Genomic DNA, 19,729 nt, shown 5'->3' on the forward strand with positions numbered 1-19,729 from the left:
GGGAAATGTCGCCCGTTTATCTGAGCGCGAACCCGGGCAGGCTGAAGGAAGAGCCCGGCACTTCGACGGCTCGCCCGCATCCGCGCGGCGGAGCGCCGGAACTGCCGGACCCGAGGAGCTTCGTCGAACGGAGACGCGCGATGAGTGAGACCGTGCTCGTATGCCTGCCGTATGCCGGTTCCGGTGCGTCGTTCTTCCGAGGGTGGCGGAGTTTCGCTCCGCGAGGACTGGAGGTCGCGCCGTTGCAATTGCCCGGGCGCGAGGAGCGGTTCGTGGACCCTCCTCTCACCGAGGTCGCGGAGGCGGTCGACGACCTGCTGCCCCGGGTGCTGCCGATCGGGCACGGTGCGGAGCGGGTCGCGATCTTCGGCCACAGCCTGGGCGCGATCCTTGCCTATGAGCTCGCCCATCGACTCGCCGGTCAAGGCGGTGTGCCGCTCACCCATCTGTTCGTGAGCGGGTCGCCCGGTCCGGCGACGGTCCGGGAGATACGTGCGTCGCTGCTGGATGACGAGGGTTTCCTCGCGCAGGTGCACGAACTCGCCGGTTACTCGCACCCGGCGTTGGAGAATCCCGAACTGCGGGAACTTCTCCTTCCGGTCCTCCGCGCCGACGTCGAGATGCACGAGAACTACCGGCCGCCGCCGCATCCGCTGCTGGACATCCCGGTCACCGCGCTTCGTGGACGCGAGGATCATCTCGTCAGCGCCGAACAGGCAGCGCAGTGGAAAGAGGTCACCACCGGCGAGAGCACGGTCGTGGAACTCGACGGTGGTCACATGTACCTCACCGACCATCCCCATGCACTCCTACGACTCGTCGCGTCCCGCCTCTCGGTCACCGAACCGCGATGAGCCCCTCTCTGGAAGGTAAGACCGCCGTCGTCACCGGTGCCGCGCGGGGCATCGGACGCGCCTGTGCGATCGACTTCGCTGCGGGCGGGGCGGACGTCATGCTGCTCGACGTGTGCGGGGACATTCCGGGTGTTCCCTACCCACTGGGCTCCACGAGCCAGCTCGAGTACACCGCCGACCTGTGCCGCGGATACGGAGTTGCCGTGCTGACGCGCGCGGTGGACGTGCGGGTGCGCAGCGAAATCGACGCTGCCGTCGACGCGGCACACGAACGTTTCGGCCACGTCGACGTATTGGTCAACAACGCGGGAATCGCGGCACCGTCGGGAACGCTCGTCCACGAGATCGACGAGGACGAATGGCAATTGATGATCGACGTCGACCTCTCGGGGGCGTGGCGGGCGATCGCCGCCACGGGCCGGATCATGGTGGCGCAGCGCAGCGGCAGCATCATCAACATCAGTTCCACGGCGGGCATCGTCGGGTACAGACGCTTCGCCGGTTACGTTGCCGCCAAACACGGATTGGTCGGCCTGACAAAGGCCGCCGCCTTGGACTATGCGCCCAGTGGTGTCCGCGTGAATGCGCTGTGCCCCGGATCGGTCCGCGACAGTCCCGCCTTCGAAGGCCGGATGCTCGCCGAGATCGCTCGATCGCTCGGCATTCGAGTGGAGGAGCACGAGTCGGTGTTCGTGCAGTCCCAACCGAACAATGCACTCATCGATCCGGAGGATGTTGCTGCGGCTGCCCGGTGGCTCGCGTCCGACGAATCACTGCGGGTCACCGGATCGGTCGTCACGGTCGACGGCGGCTTCTCGGCGCGGTGACGCGGAACATCCAGGGGCAGGTCCGCGGTGCGCCCGGGCGCTTCTCGGCAGGCGCCTCGGAACGTTTCTTCGGTAGAATCGACCCATGCACCAATCCCATTGGGGTCGGGCTGGGCTGGCGCGCACGGCGTACGGCCATGCACTGTCGGTGCGCATTTCCCTGGGCTCCTCGGCCGACGAAGGCTTGAATCGAGAGCGGTGGAACGGCGATACCCTCGCACGCACTCTCGAGGCGGCGAGTAACCGGTGGTGGGGCAACGAAGTGCCGCATCCGCGGCTGTGGATCGAACGCGTCGACGCTGCCTCCACCGACTCGGTGGCACGACGACAACTCGATGCCGAACTACGCAGGCCGATGAGTATCGACGGGCCGGTGATGCGGGCTGTGCTGCTGCGATACTCAGACGGCGCGGCCGATCTCGTCGTCACTGCGGATCGCCGGGACCTGGATCCACCGTCGCTGAGCACGGTGGTGGATGTCCTTCTGGGCAACCGCGATCCCGACTCCCTCACCGCGGAACCTGTGCGGCGGCGCCCCGACGGGCGTGCCCTGCTGCCACCGCCGACAACGATCCCGGGGGGATGCACCCGGTTCGCCTGGATGGCAGGTCGGGAACCGAGTCCACACCCCCCGCTGGTCGAGGTATCGCTGGGCCGGCAACAGTGTGAGGTCGCAGCCCGTGTCGCACTCGCGGCCGGGAGGGTCCTGGGGCGCTACGAAGACCTCGACACGGTGCGAGTCGGTCTGTGGTCGCCGGTTCCCGACAGACCCGTGGATGTGTTGCGAGGACAGCACGAATTCGGTGTGTTGTCGGTCGACTGTGCCGAAGGTTCCGCACCTGAACATGTTTCGCAACCACCGATGGCGGCGGATGACGGCACCGAACCCAGTGCCGACTCTTCGGACCCTGCCCGGGAGAGCGCCGGCAGTGTTCCGGTCGGCGTCCTGGGCGGCGCCTGCGGATACCCTGGCTCGGAGCGACGATGGCTGCCCTGCCAGACCCCACCGTTTCCGCTCACTCTCGCCGTGGTCGTCGAAAAGTCGGGGGACGCATCGCTGCAGGTGCATGCACAACCGTATGTGGTGAACGAGCAGGCGGCACGGCAATTCGCACATCACGTGGTCGAGATGTTCCGCCGGCTCGGCGTCGAAGGTTCGGGCTCCGAGCATGACGACGTGTTCGTGTCCGAAGAGGATCACCTCGGGGTGGCCGAAACACCGAACGGCGTGCCGGACCGGTCGCAGCGGATCGACACCGTGTTCCGGCAGCGGGCCCGTGAGAGGCCGTACTCGGTCGCGCTGGTGCAGGGCCGCCGCACACTCACCTACGGCGAATTGGACGAGCAATCACGCTGGGCCGCAGTCGGACTCCGGGAATGTGGTGCCTCGCCCGGTGATCGTGTCGGAGTGTGCCTGGACCGATCCATCGAGCTCATCGTCACGATGCTGGCGATTCTCCAGGTGGGTGCGGCGTTTGTGCCCATGGACTTCCGGCACCCACCGGACCGCCTCGAGTACACCGCCGGTGACGCCGGGATTCGCCTGGTCGTCACCGACCGGCCGGACATCAGCTGGGGTGACGGAATACGCGCGGTGTCTCCGCAGGATCTCGAGGCCGCGGCGAGTGCTGCTTACCCCGACGGGGCCCGCTCACCCGGGCCGGAGGCCGGTGTGGGCGACGCCGCCGCTGTGGCGTACGTGATCTACACATCCGGGTCGACGGGCCGTCCCAAGGGTGTGCTCATTCCCCACCGCAATGTGCTCGCTCTCCTCGCCGCCACCGACACAGAATTCGCTCTCGCGCCCGAGGACACCTGGTCGATGTTCCATTCTTCGGCGTTCGACTTCTCGGTATGGGAGATCTGGGGTGCGTTGCTCACAGGCGCCCGGCTGGTCATCGTGCCGTACTGGATATCCCGCTCACCCGTCGAATTCCACACCCTCCTCGCGGAGGAAGGCGTGAGCGTGCTGAGCCAAACACCCTCCGCCTTCGGGCAACTCATGGTGGCCGACCGTGAACTGCCGAGCTTGAACCGCCTCCGGTTGGTCGTCTTCGGTGGGGAGTCGCTCGACACGCGCATGCTCGTGTCGTGGATGGACCGCTACCCGGAGTCGACATGCCGATTGGTCAACATGTACGGCACCACCGAGACCACCGTGCACGTCACCGCCCACACCGTGACGCGGCGGGACGCGTTGTCGAATTCGAAGGTGGTGGGCAGGCCGTTGCCGGGGTGGTCCGTGCGCCTTCTCGACGATCGTGGCCGTCCCGTGCCCACAGGTGTGACCGGTGAAATCTATGTCGGTGGAGCGGGCGTCGCGCTCGGGTACCTCAACCGGCCCGAGCTGACCGAGCAACGGTTCGTGTGCTGGCGAAACGGCGAAAAGCTCTACCGTACGGGCGACCGGGGACGCCTTCACGGCGACGGCACTCTCGAGCACCTGGGCCGGCTGGATACTCAGGTGCAGATTCGTGGATTTCGGGTGGAACTCGGTGAGGTGCGGGGTGTGCTGCTCGACGACCCTCAGGTCACGGCTGCGGCAGTGGTGGCCACGGACGCCGACGACGATCCGGCAGGACCGGGCATCGATGCATACGTGGTCGCGCGCGGCGGGACACCGGCGTCGATACGTCAACGCGCTGCCACGTTCCTGCCCGAGTACATGCTGCCGCGCACCATCACCATCGTCGACGCGCTTCCTCTCACGATCAACGGCAAATTGGACACTGCCCGACTTCCGGTGCCCGATAGGCTTTTCCCGCCGCCGCCCACCCGGGCACCGGAGGTGACATCGACGAACGATCTGGCTACCACTCTCACCGACATCTGGGAGTCCGTCCTCGGCGTTCCCGTCGGCGCCGACGACAACCTGTTCGAGCTCGGCGGAAACTCGTTGTGCGCCATCAAGGCCGACAGCATGATGCGCAGACTCGGCCTACCGGTACTGCCGATGCGTGAACTGTATCTTCGGCCGAGTATCCGGGGAATCTGCCAGACGCTGGACAGACTCTATCCTTCGGCGGACCCGGCGGACCCGGCGGACCCGGCGGACCCGGCGGACCCGGTGAACTCGGCGGACCCGGTGAACTCGGTGGACAAATAGCGTTCGACGACGGCCCCGATTTCTCGGGCAGGTTCCGGTTGCATCATGTCGTTGTGACTACACGCGACCGCATGCTCGTGGACGGTGCCGTCAACCGCGGTTCGCCAGGCATCGACGGCGCGTACGGCAGCGCCGTTCTGTGTGGTGCCGCTCGCGGTGAAGAACAGCAGATCCCCGGAGAATGATGCGGGCGCGAACCGGCCCAGCATGCGGGTGGAGTTGGCGTATCCCTCATTGATTCGCCGAAGATGTTCGGCGGTGAGCCCGGCCACCGCCGATCCGTATGCGCGCTGTATCAGGAGTGCGGCCTCGTCGTACGTCAGTTCCTCTTCCTGTGATCGTGTGCCGGCGTCGACGCCGAGTCCCGCGAGCAACTCCGGGATCGGCAGTGCCGCGGCGTGTTCCTCGTCCGGATTGCCCGGATAGCTGTCCAGCAGAACCAGCGCCGCGACCTCGTCACCGCCGGTGTGCAGTGCGGTGGCCATGGCGTGAGCGATCGTCCCACCGAGCGACCAGCCGAGGAGATGGTAGGGGCCCTCCGGTTGAACTGCCTTGATCTCGTCGATGTACCGCCGGGCCAATTCGTCGATCGACTCGTATTCGGATCCGCCGCTGATGGCGGGCAATTGCAACCCGTATACGGGACGGTCCGGCGAGAGGTGGCGCACGAGAGAGGTGTATGCCCAGGCCAGCCCGATCCCGGCATGCACACAGAACAGAGGTGGCAGAGATCCGCTCGGTCGGAGCGGAACGAGCACACGTAGTGCCGCGTCGACGGTGTCGGCCTCGCCGATAGCCTCCGATTCTGCATCGAGCCGCGCGGCCAGCCCTGCCGTCGTCGGATCGAGGAACAACGCCTGCAGAGGCACCGTGCGTCCTAGCCGCTTCTCCAAGGAGGTGACCACGCCGATCGCGGTCAACGAGGTGCCGCCCAGAGCAAAGAAGTTGTCGTCCACACCGATCCGTCCGGCGTCGGTGTCACCGCTGTCCGGTGCGAGTGCCTCCACGAAAGCGTCGAGAACGACGCGTTCGGTGGCGGTTCGAGGACTGCGGGACCGGATGGATTCCGGACGGAACGCCGGCTCCGGCAGCGCGCTTCGATCCAGTTTCCCGGCGGGTGTGAGCGGAATGTGGTCGAGCGAAACGATGGCGGCGGGAATCATGTGCGCGGGCAGCAGTGTGGACAGGTATGAGGTCAGTGCCTCCGGATCGGCCGATCCGGTATCGGACTGTATGTAGGTGACGACGACGGGGGTGCCGCCCGGACCCGGTCTGCTGACAGTTGCAGCGAAGGAGACGTCGGGGTGAGTGCTGAGCGCGGTGTCGATCTCGCCCGGTTCGATCCGGAAGCCTCGGACCTTGATCTGGAAGTCGGTGCGTCCCAGATGCTCCAGCGTGCCGTCGGAATGTGCACGCACCAGGTCGCCGGTGCGGTACATCCGGCCACCGGTCTCTGTGAAGGGACAGGCCACGAAGTGGTGCGCCGTCGTCGCGGGCCGGGCGTTGTATCCACGGGCGAGTCCTGGACCGGCGAGGTACAGTTCGCCGGGAGTGCCCGCAGGGACGGGGTGGAGTCGGTCGTCCAGCACAGCAGCAACAAATCCGCGGGTCGGCAGGCCGATGGTGACGGGGTCGCCCGGAGTCAACGGCTCACTCATGTGCGACATGATGGTCGTTTCGGTGGGACCATACGCATTGACCATCCGACGGCCGGAGGCCCAGCGGGAGACGAGGGCCGAGGGGCACGACTCGCCCGCGACGGTGAGGACCCGCACCGTGCCGAGTCCGCCGGGTTCGAGGGTGGCCAGCGCGGTGGGCGTGATGAAGGCGTGGGTAACCCCTTCCCGAACGAAGAACTCGGCCAGCGCAGGCCCGCCGTAGGTCATCGGGGGCGCGATGATGACGCGGGCACCGCCGCAGAACGCCATCATCATCTCGAAGATCGACGCATCGAAGCTCGGGGACGCCAGGTGCGACACCCGCGCTCCGGCGGTCACCTTCAGCCGTGCCCGTTCCTGTTCGGCGAGATCGGCCAGACCGCGATGGGTGAGCACGACGCCCTTCGGGGTGCCCGTCGATCCGGACGTGTAGATGAGATACGCGGGGTGGTCGAGGCGGAGCGTCGCCGCGCGGTCGGCGTCGGTCACGGCGGCAGCCGGGAAACCTCGCAGACGGTCGTCGAATCCGGGTTCGTCGAGAACCAGCCACGACAGCTCATCGGGGAGCTTTGCCCGGAACTCCGAGACGGTGATGCCGAGCCGCGCCCCGCAGTCGTCGAGCATGTGGGAGATGCGCGCAGGGGGATAGGTGGGGTCGACGGGCACCAGGGCGGCCCCGGACTTCGCCACCGACCACAGAGCGACCACGGATTCGATCGAGCGCGGAAGGGCCGATATCACAGAGCTTTCCGGCCCGGCTCCGCGATGCACCAGCCACCGAGCCAGTCTGTTCGACTGTTCGTCGAGTTCCCGGTAGGTGAGGTGGCGGCCTGCGCAGGACACAGCCACGTCGTCTCCACGGGCCCGCGCGGCGGAGGAGAGGATCTCGGGCCACAGTTGAGGAGTACACCCGCGCGGTCCTGCGGTGGGTGCTTGCTCGTCACCGAGTCGGATGTCGCCGACCACGACCGTAGGTTCGGCGACGATCTGTTCGAGGACACGGAGGAACCGGTTCGCGAGATTTCGGATCGTCGCCGGCTCGAACAGGTCCGTGGCATAGGTGAATCCGGCGGTGATCCCCGCCGGCTCCCCCGCGCTGTCGAGTTCCTCGGTGACCACCAACTCGAGATCCACCTTCGCCGTCGCCGGTGTGCTCTCTGCCGGATGGACAGTGACACCGGGAATCTCGAGGTCGTACGGTGCGCTGCTGTCGAATTCGAGGGACACCTGGAACAGCGGGGAATGCGCGGTGGAGCGGACGGGAGCCAGTGCCTCGACCAGTTGCTCGAATGGCAGATCGGCGTGGATGAAGGCGCCGAGGTCGGCGTCCCGGGTGTCGGCGAGGAGTTCGGCGAACGATGCGGCGGCCGTCACCCGAGTACGCAGTACCAGCGTATTGACGAACATCCCGACAAGGTCGTCGAGGGCGGGTTCGGTGCGGCCCGCGATCGGTGTACCGATGACGATGTCCTCGGTGCCGGTCGATCGGGCAAGCAGGGCGGCGAAGGCGGCGTGCAACGTCATGAAGAGCGTCGAATTGCTCGCGCGCGCCGTCGAACGCAGTTGACGATGCAGTGCGGGATCGATGCGGAACCCGAGGCGATCCCCGCGGAGGGTGCGTTGTGGTGGTCGTGGGTGGTCGGTGGGGAGGGGAGGAGGTCGGGGAGTGCGTGGAGGGTGTTTTTCCAGTAGTGGAGTTGGGTGGTGATGAGGCTGTGGGGGTCGTCGGTGGTGCCGAGGAGTTGGTGTTGCCAGAGGGTGTAGTCGGCGTAGTGGATGGTGAGGGGGCCAGGTGGGGGGTGTGGTGGTGGGTGTGGGCGGTGTAGGCGGTGACGAGGTCGCGGAGGAGTGGGGTGAGGAGTGGCCGTCGGCGCTGATGTGGTGCAGGACGAGGGTGAGGATGTGGTGGTGGGGGATGAGTTGGTAGAGGTGGGTGCGCAGTGGGGTGTCGGTGGTGACGTCGAATCCGGTGGTGGTGTCGGTGGTGACGTCGAATCCGGTGGTGGTGTCGGTGGTGATGTGGTGGGGGAGTTGGGTTTCGGTGGTGGTTGTGGTGGGGAGGTGGTGGGGTGTGGGTGGGTGGATGTGTTGGGTGGGTTGGCCGTGGTGGAGGGGTAGGTGGTGCGGAGGGTTTCGTGGCGGGTGGTGAGGTCGGTGAGGGCGTGTTCGAGTGCGGTGGTGTCGAGGTGTCCGGTGAGGTGGAGGGTGAGGGGGATGTTGTAGGCGGGTGAGGTGGTGTCGTATTGGTTGAGGAACCACATGCGTTTCTGGGCGGGGGAGAGGGGGATCCACCGCGGCCGCGGACCCGCGACCAACGGATGCGGAACGTTGTTCGTTCGATGAACGAGGTGGCTCGACACGGTGCGCGGGGTCAGGTCTTCGAACAGCGTGCGCACGCCGATATCGGTGTGCAGAGCACTGTTGATGCGCGCTACCGCCCGGGTGGCAGTCAGCGAATTGCCGCCCGCTTCGAAGAAATTGTCGTCGATGCCCACGTGGTCGAGTCCGAGTGCGGCAGCGAAGGCGTCGGCGACCGTCTCCTCGATCGGAGTCGCGGTGTGGCGCGCGGTATCCGCGCCGCGGTCGAATTGGGGCTCGGGTAGCGCGGCGCGATCGAGCTTGCCCACCCGTGTCAACGGGATTTCCTCGATCGCCACGATGGCCGCCGGAACCATGTAGGCCGGAAGCGACTCGGCGACGTATGCAGTGAGCTGCGCCGGAACGGCCTCCATGCCTTCGGCAGGCAAGACGTAGGAGACGAGCACGGTATCGCCGGAGGGTCCCGTCGTTCCGATCGTGGCCGCGTACGCGACAGCGGGGTGGCGGGTCAGCGCGGCATCGATTTCGCCCAGCTCGATCCGGAAACCGCGGACCTTCACCTGGAAGTCGCTGCGGCCCAGGTACTCGAGTGAGTGGTCCTCGCGTCGCCATCGGACGATGTCGCCCGTGCGGTACAGGCGCTCACCGCCGCCGAACGGATCAGCCACGAATCGCTGTGCTGTCAGCCCCGGCCGCCGGTGGTATCCACGGGCGCATCCGGGACCCGCGACATACAGCTCGCCGGGTACTCCCGCCGGCACCGGCTGCAGACGCGCATCGAGTACGAGCTCGGCGACACCGCGGATCGGTTTTCCGATCGTGATGTCGGCTCCGACGCTCATCGGATCACTGATATTGCACATCACGGTCGTTTCGGTGGGCCCGTACCCGTTCCGAAGCCTCCTGCCCGGTGCCCATCTGTCGACCAGACCGGGTGGGCACGCCTCGCCACCCACCACCACGTCGCGGAAGGTGTCGAGGTCCGCGGGGTCGGTTGTGGCGAGTGCGGCGGTGGGCACGAACGCGTGTGTGATCCGCTCGGCTTCGATCAGCCGGGTCAGTTCGATGCCACCGAACACTCCGGGTGGCGTGATCACCATCGTTGCGGCGGAACCGAACGCGAGGAGGTAATCGAACAGGGAACCGTCGAAGGTGGGCGACGAGAAATGCAGCACGCGGGAATCGGTGTGCGGTGTGAGCAGCTCGGCTTGCGCTGCGGCGAACGAACCGAGACCGCGGTGCGTGACCACCACACCCTTGGGCACGCCCGTCGACCCGGATGTGTAGATCAGATAGGCCGGGTGGTCGATCCGCGACGGCAGTCGGCGATCCCGGTCGTCGACCGGAGCGGCCGAGTAGCTTTCCGTCCGGGTGCGGAAGTCGGGTCGGTCGACGAACAGCCAGGACGTGGTGTCCGGCAGCTGGTCGCGGTGCTCGGAACAGCTGAGACCCAGCAGGGTGCCGGAGTCGGTCAGCATCTGTTCGATGCGAGTGCGCGGGTACCCCGGGTCCACAGGCAGGAACGCCGCACCCGTCTTGCTGATTGCCCAGACGGCAAGGACCGAGTCGATCGACCGAGAGAGGGCGAACGCCACGAACGATTCCGGTGTGGCACCGAAGTCGATCAGCAAGCGCGCCATCCGGTTCGACGTCTCGTCCAGCTCGCGGTACGTCACCGTGCGCCCCTCGAACGACAGCGCAGGTGCCGCGGGATTCACTGCGGCGGCGGCGCTGAAGATCTGCGCGAGGGTGCGGTACTCGACGGCCGGTGCTCCCCGTGCGGGCACGAGGTCCCGCAGTTCCGCGTGGTCGAGCACGTTCAGCGCGGCCAGCGTCGTATCGGGTTCGGTCGCCATGACGGTGAGAACCTTGCGGACTCGGGCAGCAATGGATTCCACATCCTCCCGCTCGAGCAGGTCGGGCAGGTACTCGAACTTCAGGTGGAGCCGGTCGTCCGCGGACGCCGCGATGGCCAGGGGGTAGTGGGTGGCGTCGGACCCGCGGGTGGCCGTGATCTCGAGGTCGGACTTCTGGGCGTCGAGCGTCGTGTCGAGTGGGTAGGACTCGAAGACGGTGAGGGTGTCGAAGGTGGTGGCGGGTCCGGTGGCGCGGTGGATGTCGGGGAGGCCGAGGTGGTGGTGGTCGAGGAGTTGGGTGTGGGTGTGGTGGGTGTGGTCGAGGAGTTGGGTGAGGGTGTGGTGGGGGTCGAGGGTGATGCGGACGGGGATGGTGTTGATGAAGAGTCCGATCATGGTTTCGATGCCGGGGATGTGGGGTGGGCGTCCGGAGACGGTGGTGCCGAAGACGACGTCGTCGCGGTGGGTGAGGGTGGCCAGGACGATGCCCCAGGCGGTTTGGACCATGGTGTTGAGGGTGAGGTTTCGTTCGCGCGCCAGCGTTCGTAGTGCTTGCGTCCCCTCCTGATCGATCGACAGGCCGAGCTCCTCCGGGAAGTTCGCCACCGTTGCCCGGTCCGAGTCCGCGATGAGAAGAGTCGGCTCCTCCACACCGTCGAGTGCTTCCTTCCACGCGGAGACGCTGTCCTCGATCGGTTGCCGCCCGAGCCACGCCAGGTAGTCGCGATACGACCGCGGGTGCGGCAGTCCGGTGGTGTCGTTGTGGTGGGTGTAGAGGTGGAGGAGTTCGTGGAGGAGGAGGGGGGTGGACCAGCCGTCGAGGAGGATGTGGTGGTTGGTGATGACGAGGTGGTGGTGGTGGGGGTGCGGGTGATGAGGGTGTAGCGGAGTAGGGGTGGGGTGTTCATGTCGAAGCGGGTGTGGCGGTCGGTGGTGAGGATGTCTTCGACGGTGGTGGGGTGTTGGTGGGGTGGTTGGTGGGTGAGGTCGTGTTGGGTCCAGGGGAGGGGTGTGGTCGGTGATGATTTGGATGGGGTGGCCGTCGGGTGTGTGGGTGAAGGCGGCGCGGAGGTTGGGGTGGCGGTGGAGGAGGGTTTCGGCGGCGTGGTGGAGTCGGGTGGTGTCGAGGGGGCCGTGGAGGTCGAGGGTGAGTTGGACGGTGTAGGTGTCGAGGGTGTGGTCGGTGTATTCGGAGTGGAAGAGGAGGCCGGCTTGTAAGGGGAGAGGGGCCAGATGTCGGTGAGGGTGGGGTAGTGGTGTTCGAGGGTGTCGATGGTGTGTTGGTCGAGGTGGACGAGGTCGAAGTCGGTGGGGGTGTGTCCGCCGGTGTGGGGTTGGTGGGTGTGGGTGGTGAGGGCGGTGAGTGCGGTGGTGAAGAGGTCGGCGAGTTCGCTCACCTCCGCAGCGGTGAGAACTCCTGTCGGATAGAGCCATCCCACTTCCAGGACCGGTCCGTCGTCCGTTTCGATGACCATGGCGTTGACGTCGAGAGTTGCTGCAGCACCGATGTCCGCACGGAACCGGCGATGTAGTCCGGTGCCCGACACCGGCAACCATCCACCGCCACCGGAGCGATCCGGAAGGCTCCCGCTGAATCGACCGAGGTAGTTGAAGGTGATCTGGGGGTCGGGGTAGGTGCGGAGTTCTTCGGCGGTGTCGGGGTCGAGGTAGCGCAGTTGTCCGTATCCGGCGCCGTGGTCGGGGATGGTGCGTAGTTGTTCCTTGATGGTTTTGATGGCGGTTCCGGCGGCGTCTCCGCCGTGGAGGGCGTCGTCGAGGTCGATGCCGGTGAGGTCGAGTCGGACGGGGTGGATGGTGGTGAACCAGCCGACGGTGCGGGAGAGGTCCGCGCCGGGGATGAGGCTATTTTCCCGGCCGTGCCCCTCGACCCCGACCAGAACCTCGTCGAACGGGTGAGCGTGACGACGCCGCCACCGCGCGACGGCCAGCGCCAGGGCGGTGAACAAGCCGTTGTCGACACCGGCGTGGAAGGCGCGGGGAAGTTCGCGCAGAAGCGTTTCGGTGACGTCCGGCGAGATCTCGGTCGTGACCTTGTCGGTGGTCAGCTCGGTGTCGTGGACGGGGTCGAGTGGCCGGGATCCGAGGAGGGGGTCGGGTCCGTCGAGGATGCGGCGCCAGAGGTCGAGTTCACCGGCCCGTTCGGGGGCGGTGTCGACGAGGGCGTGCGCCCAGCGGCGCATCGAGGTCCCGTTCTCGGGCAGGTCGGGGTCCCGGCCGGCGGTGATGTCTTCCCAGGCGGCGGCGAGGTCGGGTACCAGGATTCGCCAGGACACGCCGTCGACGGCCAGGTGATGGATCACCAGCAGGAGTCGGCCCTCCTGCGCCGACATGTCGCCGTTGCGGTGGTCGGGGGAGGCGTCGAACCAGACGGCCTGCAGCATGACGCCCCGGGCCGGATCGAGCCGGTCCTCGGCGAAGGTCAGCTGGTCACTGATCATCGCCCCGAACTCGGGGCCGCGGACCGACGGAGTGTCGATGCGCGACAGCAGGTCCGACGCCTGGATCGCTCCGACAGCGAGCACCTCCATGGCCGGTCCGGCGTCCGAGCGCCACAGCCGGGCGCGCAGCATGTCGTGGTGGTCCAGTACCGCCTGCACTGTTCGAGCGAGCGTATCGAGGGACAGGCCTGGCGGTGCTGTCAGGACTGCGGCTTGAGAGAACCGGCTGATGTCGCCGCCACGGCCCAGCAGCCAGTGCGCGATGGGCGTCAACGGGAGCGCGCCGACGCCCCCGCCGGGAAGCTCCGCGAGACCCGTCGGCTGAGCGATGGTGGTGACCTCGGCGAGCGCAGCCACCGACTTGCGTTCGAACACGTCGCGCGGGCTGAAGAACATCCCTGCCGCCTTGGCGCGGGCCACCAGCTGGATAGCCATGATGCTGTCACCGCCGAGCGCGAAGAACGAGTCGTCGATGCCGACGGCGTCCAGCCCGAGGACCTGTGCGAACAGTCCGGCGAGTACTCGCTCGGTGGGAAGCGACGGAGCCCGGCTCGACGTGACGCGCTCGGTGAAGTCCGGCGCCGGTAGCGCTTTCCTGTCGAGTTTGCCGTTCGCGGTGAGCGGCAACCGGTCGAGGACGACGAGAGTCGCGGGCACCATGTGCGGAGCCAACTCGGCACGGGCCGATTCCAGCACCGATTCGACGTCGAGTTCCTCATCGGGGACCCCGGGTACGACGTAACCGATGAGCCGGTCCACCCCGTTGTCGTCCGTGTGGACCTGGACCACCGCGTGCACTACTGCGGGGTGCCGTCGCAGCGTGATCTCGATCTCTCCGGGTTCGATGCGGTAACCGTGCAGCTGAACTTGGAAGTCGCTGCGGCCCTGGTACTCCAGCTGCCCGTCTCGATTCCACCGGGCGAGGTCACCGGTGCGGTACATGCGGGTGCCGTGACCGGCAGGATCCGCCACGAAGCGGGTTGCGGTCAGCTCGGGCCGATTCAGATATCCTCGCGCGAGCTGACTGCCCGACACATACATTTCACCGAGCACTCCGACCGGAACAGGGTGCAGTCGGCGATCGAGGACGGCGACGCGCAGCCCGGATATGGCTCGGCCGATGACCGACGCCCGTGCCGTTGCCGCCATTGTGCGGTCGAGTGCGAGCGCGCTCACGTGGACGGTGGTTTCCGTGATGCCGTACATGTTCACCAATGTGGGGGCATCGTCGTCGTGACGGGCGTACCAGCGGTCGAGTTGACGGAGATCGAGGGCCTCGCCGCCGAAGATCACGTAGCGCAGCGCCGTATCACCCTGTTGCGCAGCGGTGTCGGGCGCACTGGCATCCGCCTCGATGAGCTGGTAGAACGCGGTGGGGGTCTGGCTGAGGACCGTGACGTGTTCACGGCGGAGCAGTGCGAGGAACGCTTCCGGGGACCGTGCTGTGTAGTAGTCGACCAGTACGGCTCTGCCGCCCCTCAGCAGAGCGCCCCAGAGTTCCCACACGGAGAAGTCGAACGAGAACGAATGGAACAGCGTCCACACGTCGGAGTCGTCGATTCCGAACCGGTCGAGGGTGTTGGCGAACAACGTCAGAACGTTTCGGTGCGACACCACAACGCCCTTGGGATGGCCGGTAGACCCGGACGTATAGATCACGTACGCACCGCAATCCGGGGTCAGTGCATTCCGTCGGTCCGTCTCTGTCACAGGAGCCGGTGAGAAGCCGCTCGCCGCCGTGATCACCGCTTCGGAGTCGACCACGACGTGCGGAATGCCGGTGTCCGGCAGTGACCCGTCGATCTCGGTGGACGTCACGACGCACAGGGGGCGCGCATCGCCGAGCACGAACGCGATGCGTTCGGCCGGATAGGTGACGTCGAGGGGTAGGTGCGCGGCTCCGGACACCGTGACCGCGAGCCATGCGACGACGGAGTCGAACGAGCGTGGGAGCGCAACGGCTACCGAGGATTCCGGACCCGCGCCGATCGAGATCAGATACCGTGCCAGGCTGTTGACGCGGGCCGCCAGCGCGGAATAGGTCGTCGTCGAGCCGTCCACCGTGAGAGCACCGGAAGCGGGGAACTGCGCAGCGACTCGGGCGAAGCGGTCGGCGAGGGTGTCGGCGCCCGAGTCGGTGCCGGGCTCGTTCCACTGATGTGCGATGGTGTCGCGTTCATTGCCGTCAATGATCTCGATGTCCCCGACGGGGAGGGTGGGGTCAATCGAAACCGCCTCGAGTATCCGGACGAAGCGCTTCGCGAAGCCCTCGACCGTGTCGCGCTCGAAAAGATCACCGGCGTAGGTGAAGGCGGCGGATACGCCGGCGGGTGAGGAATCTTCGGCGAGATGTTCACGCAGGGTGAGTTGCAGGTCGAACTTCGCGGCACCGAAATCGGTGTCTACGGCTTCGACCGTCAGGTCCGGCAACTCGAGAGAGATCGACTCGGCCCGGCCGAACTCGATGAGAACCTGGAACAACGGCGAATGCGCGGTCGAGCGGCCGGGGGCGAGCTCCTCGACGAGCACCTCGAACGGCAGATCGGCGTGAGTGAAGGCGCCGAGGTCGGCGTCCCGGGTGGTGTCGAGGAGTTCGGCGAACGATGCGGCGGCCGTCACCGGAGTACGCAGCACGAGCGTTCCGACGAACATTCCGACGAGGTCGTCGAGGGCGGGCTCGCCGCGCCCGGCGACGGGCACACCGACAACGATGTCGGAATTGTCGGCGAGCCGGGCGAGCAGCACGGTGAACGCCGCGTGGAAGGCCATGAACATCGTCGCCTCGTGATCCCCGGACAGGGCGGACAGTCGGCGATGGACCTGCGGATCGATGTCGAAGTACACGGATTCGCCGCGGAGGGTGCGTTGTGGTGGTCGTGGGTGGTCGGTGGGGAGGGGAGGAGGTCGGGGAGTGCGTGGAGGGTGTTTTTCCAGTAGTGGAGTTGGGTGGTGATGAGGCTGTGGGGGTCGTCGGTGGTGCCGAGGAGTTGGTGTTGCCAGAGGGTGTAGTCGGCGTAGTGGATGGTGAGGGGGTGAGGTGGGGGTGTGGTGGTGGGTGTGGGCGGTGTAGGCGGTGACGAGGTCGCGGAGGAGTGGGGTGAGGAGTGGCCGTCGGCGCTGATGTGGTGCAGGACGAGGGTGAGGATGTGGTGGTGGGGGGTGAGTTGGTAGAGGTGGGTGCGCAGTGGGGTGTCGGTGGTGACGTCGAATCCGGTGGTGGTGTCGGTGGTGATGTGGTGGGGGAGTTGGGTTTCGGTGGTGGTTGTGGTGGGGAGGTGGTGGGGTGTGGGTGGGTGGATGTGTTGGGTGGGTTGGCCGTGGTGGAGGGGTAGGTGGTGCGGAGGGTTTCGTGGCGGGTGGTGAGGTCGGTGAGGGCGTGTTCGAGTGCGGTGGTGTCGAGGTGTCCGGTGAGGTGGAGGGTGAGGGGGATGTTGTAGGCGGGTGAGGTGGTGTCGTATTGGTTGAGGAACCACATGCGTTTCTGGGCGGGGGAGAGGGGGATCCACCGCGGCCGCGGACCCGCAGTCAGCGCAGGCCGGGCGGTGGTGCCGCTCTCCGCCGAGGCCACCACCCGGGCGAGCGCGCGAGGGGTGGGGGCGTCGAACAGTGCGCGGACGCCGATGTCGGTGTGCAGCACCGTGTTGATGCGGGCCACCGCCCGGGTGGCACTGAGGGAGTTACCGCCGTACTCGAAGAAGCTGTCGTCGACCCCGAGACTGGGCATCTCGAGTACCGCAGCGAGCAGCCGGGTGAGCGTGTCTTCGAGCGGAGTGGTGGGGACTGTCCGCCCGGTACCGTCACGCCCGTCCCGTCCGGAAGTACCGCGCAAGGCCCGCAGTGCGTCGCGGTCGAGTTTGCCCGTCGGGGTGCGCGGTATCTCGGCAATCGGCACTATCGCTGCGGGAACCATGTGCGAGGGCAGTCGCTGAGCAAGGAACGCGACGAGGCTCCGTGCCTCGAAATTCTGATCGGCGGCGGGCAGTACGTAGGCGGTGAGGGCTGTGTCACCCGAAGCCGACTGGTCAGCGAGCGTCGCTGCGAAGGCGACGGCGGGATGGCGGGTCAGCACCGCATCGATCTCACCCAGTTCGATGCGGAAACCGCGGACCTTCACCTGGAAATCGCTGCGGCCCAGATACTCCAGCGTATGACCGTGGTCGCGCCACCGGACGATGTCACCGGTACGGTACAGCCGCTCGCCCGTGCCGTAGGGGTGTGCCACGAACCGGGTCGCGGTGAGGCCGCGGCGCCCGTAGTAGCCACGTGCCAGCCCGCCGCCGGCAACATAGAGCTCGCCGGGCGCGCCCACCGGGACCGGTTGCAGCCGGGTGTCGAGCACGAGCTCGGTGACGCCGCGAACAGGGCCGCCGATCGGGACCGTCTCCCCCGGGACCAGGTCGTGGGTGAGGTTGGTGGCCACCGTCGCCTCGGTCGGGCCGTACGCATTGAGCATGCGGTGTTTCGGCGCCCAGCGAGCGACCAGCTCCGTCGGGCATTCCTCGCCACCGGTAAGGATGCATTCGAGCCCGTCGAATCCGGTCGGATCGAGCGAGGCCAGGGCGGTGGGAGTGAGGAAGGCATGGGTCACGCCGCCGTCGAGCATCCGCCGCTTCAGCTCCTCGCCGCCGTACACGGTGGGGGGGACCAGAACCATCGTGGCTCCCGCCGACCAGGTCAGCAGGTACTCCAGAATCGATGCGTCGAAGCTCGGGGACGAGAAGTGCATGACGCGCGATCGCGACGTCACGTCGGCGCGCTCGCGCAATTCGTCTGCCAGCGCGTAGATCCCACGATGGCTGAGCACGACACCTTTCGGGATACCGGTCGACCCGGAGGTGTAAATGAGGTAGGCCGGGGTGTCGACGCCCGGACCTGACAGGTCGACGCCGGAACCGGTGGCAGGCGCGCCGCCGTCCGTGCGTACGTCGTCGACACTCGTCCATGCGACGGTGCCGGGCAGTGCTTCGATGTGCTCGGAGACGGTCAGGCCGAGTGTGACACCGGAGTCGGACACCATGTGGTCGATGCGGGCGCGGGGGTAGGTGGGGTCCACGGGAAGGAACGCGGCGCCGGTCTTCACTACCGACCACACGGCGACCACAGACTCTACTGACCGCGGCACCGCCACCGCGACAACGGTTTCCGGACCGGCCCCCCGGTCGACGAGCAAGCGGGCGAGCTGGGTGGAGCGTTCGTCGAGTTCGTTATAGGTCACCTGGACGTCGCCGTCGACCACCGCGGTGGAATTGCCATGACGGGCAGCGGCTTCCGTGATGAGGTGGGCGAGGGTGCGGGGCCGCTCGGTGGCCTCACCGCGGGCGGGCACCAGCGTTGCCGACTCTTCGGGGGTGAGGACGCTCAGGCGGGACAGCGGAAGAGCCGGTGTGTCGGCCATGGCGACGAGAACGGTGATCACCCGCTCGAGCAGGGTGTCGACCGCTGCGGTGTCGAAAGCGGCGCTGTCGTAGGTGGCACGCAGGTGCACGCGAGTGTCGGCGGTGGCGGCGATCGCCAGAGGGTAGTGGGTGGTGTCCATCGTATGGACACCTGTGATGTCGAGTTCGCTGTCGTGCGGGTCGAGAGCGGCGGTGTCGAGTGGGTAGGACTCGAAGACGGTGAGGGTGTCGAAGGTGGTGGCGGGTCCGGTGGCGCGGTGGATGTCGGGGAGGCCGAGGTGGTGGTGGTCGAGGAGTTGGGTGTGGGTGTGGTGGGTGTGGTCGAGGAGTTGGGTGAGGGTGTGGTGGGGGTCGAGGGTGATGCGGACGGGGATGGTGTTGATGAAGAGTCCGATCATGGTTTCGATGCCGGGGATGTGGGGTGGGCGTCCGGAGACGGTGGTGCCGAAGACGACGTCGTCGCGGTGGGTGAGGGTGGCCAGGACGATGCCCCAGGCGGTTTGGACCATGGTGTTGAGGGTGAGGTTCCGTTCGCGGGCCAGTGCCCGCAGGGTGTCGGTGTGTTCGGCGGCGAGCGTCACGACGTGGTCGGCCGGCGCCCCCCGCTCCAAGGGGAGATGACCCTGGGGCACCAGAAGTGTCGGTTCCTCGACTCCCTCGAGCGTCCGGCGCCACGCCTCGACCGACTCGGCGTAGTCCCGCTGAGCCAACCAGGCGAGGTAATCCCGGTACGGGGTCACCGGTGCGAGTCCGGTGGTGTCGTTGTGGTGGGTGTAGAGGTGGAGGAGTTCGTGGAGGAGGAGGGGGGTGGACCAGCCGTCGAGGAGGATGTGGTGGTTGGTGATGACGAGGTGGTGGTGGTGTGGGGTGCGGGTGATGAGGGTGTAGCGGAGTAGGGGTGGGGTGTTCATGTCGAAGCGGGTGTGGCGGTCGGTGGTGAGGATGTCTTCGACGGTGGTGGGGTGTTGGTGGGGTGGTTGGTGGGTGAGGTCGTGTTCGGTCCAGGGGAGGGGGTGTGGTCGGTGATGATTTGGATGGGGTGGCCGTCGGGTGTGTGGGTGAAGGCGGCGCGGAGGTTGGGGTGGCGGTGGAGGAGGGTTTCGGCGGCGTGGTGGAGTCGGGTGGTGTCGAGGGGGCCGTGGAGGTCGAGGGTGAGTTGGACGGTGTAGGTGTCGAGGGTGTGGTCGGTGTATTCGGAGTGGAAGAGGAGGCCGGCTTGTAAGGGGAGAGGGGCCAGATGTCGGTGAGGGTGGG

Annotated in this window: 6 protein-coding genes and 4 pseudogenes; 3 read left to right on the forward strand and 7 right to left on the reverse strand. The window is 67.0% G+C overall.

Going from position 1 to position 19,729, the window contains the following annotated elements; all coding sequences use genetic code 11:
• Positions 1-140: 140 nt before the first annotated feature.
• The 3 genes from JQT59_RS16335 to JQT59_RS16345 all read left to right on the forward strand — a co-directional run bounded on the left by JQT59_RS16335 (position 141) and on the right by JQT59_RS16345 (position 4,787).
• Positions 141-854 carry a thioesterase II family protein gene (locus tag JQT59_RS16335; protein WP_213576975.1) on the forward strand — a complete coding sequence of 238 codons (714 nt, stop codon included), beginning with the start codon at positions 141-143 and terminating at the stop codon, positions 852-854.
• On the forward strand, positions 851-1,681 hold the full coding sequence (locus JQT59_RS16340) for an SDR family oxidoreductase (RefSeq protein WP_213576976.1): 831 nt from the start codon (positions 851-853) through the stop codon (positions 1,679-1,681). The genes JQT59_RS16335 and JQT59_RS16340 overlap by 4 nt, the downstream gene beginning before the upstream one ends.
• An 85-nt stretch (positions 1,682-1,766) precedes the next feature.
• Positions 1,767-4,787, forward strand: a complete 3,021-nt coding sequence (locus tag JQT59_RS16345; protein ID WP_213576977.1) for a non-ribosomal peptide synthetase — start codon at positions 1,767-1,769, stop codon at positions 4,785-4,787.
• On the opposite strand, the gene JQT59_RS37065 is transcribed toward JQT59_RS16345, so the two are convergent.
• From JQT59_RS37065 to JQT59_RS37725, 7 genes and pseudogenes are all read right to left on the reverse strand, one after another.
• On the reverse strand, positions 4,694-5,950 hold the full coding sequence (locus tag JQT59_RS37065) for an alpha/beta fold hydrolase (RefSeq protein WP_249354621.1): 1,257 nt from the start codon (positions 5,948-5,950) through the stop codon (positions 4,694-4,696). The two genes, JQT59_RS16345 and JQT59_RS37065, sit on opposite strands and share 94 nt — an antisense overlap.
• A 3-nt stretch (positions 5,951-5,953) precedes the next feature.
• Positions 5,954-8,035: pseudogene (locus JQT59_RS37070) on the reverse strand (non-ribosomal peptide synthetase); the annotation flags it as partial.
• Positions 7,966-11,853, reverse strand: a complete 3,888-nt coding sequence (locus JQT59_RS37075) for a non-ribosomal peptide synthetase (protein WP_502939854.1) — start codon at positions 11,851-11,853, stop codon at positions 7,966-7,968. The pseudogene JQT59_RS37070 and the gene JQT59_RS37075, both read right to left, overlap by 70 nt.
• Positions 11,854-11,894: 41 nt before the next feature.
• Positions 11,895-15,959: pseudogene (locus JQT59_RS37715) on the reverse strand (amino acid adenylation domain-containing protein); the annotation flags it as partial.
• Between the two features lie 83 nt (positions 15,960-16,042).
• A pseudogene (locus JQT59_RS38410) lies at positions 16,043-16,537 on the reverse strand (hypothetical protein); the annotation flags it as partial.
• A pseudogene (locus JQT59_RS37720) lies at positions 16,420-19,419 on the reverse strand (non-ribosomal peptide synthetase); the annotation flags it as partial. The pseudogenes JQT59_RS37720 and JQT59_RS38410, both read right to left, overlap by 118 nt.
• Positions 19,383-19,712 carry a condensation domain-containing protein gene (locus JQT59_RS37725; RefSeq protein ID WP_283254090.1) on the reverse strand — a complete coding sequence of 110 codons (330 nt, stop codon included), beginning with the start codon at positions 19,710-19,712 and terminating at the stop codon, positions 19,383-19,385. The gene JQT59_RS37725 and the pseudogene JQT59_RS37720, both read right to left, overlap by 37 nt.
• Between the last annotated feature and the right edge of the window lie 17 nt (positions 19,713-19,729).

It is taken from the genome of Rhodococcus sp. USK13, assembly GCF_018343855.1.
Lineage (GTDB): Bacteria > Actinomycetota > Actinomycetes > Mycobacteriales > Mycobacteriaceae > Rhodococcus_F > Rhodococcus_F oxybenzonivorans.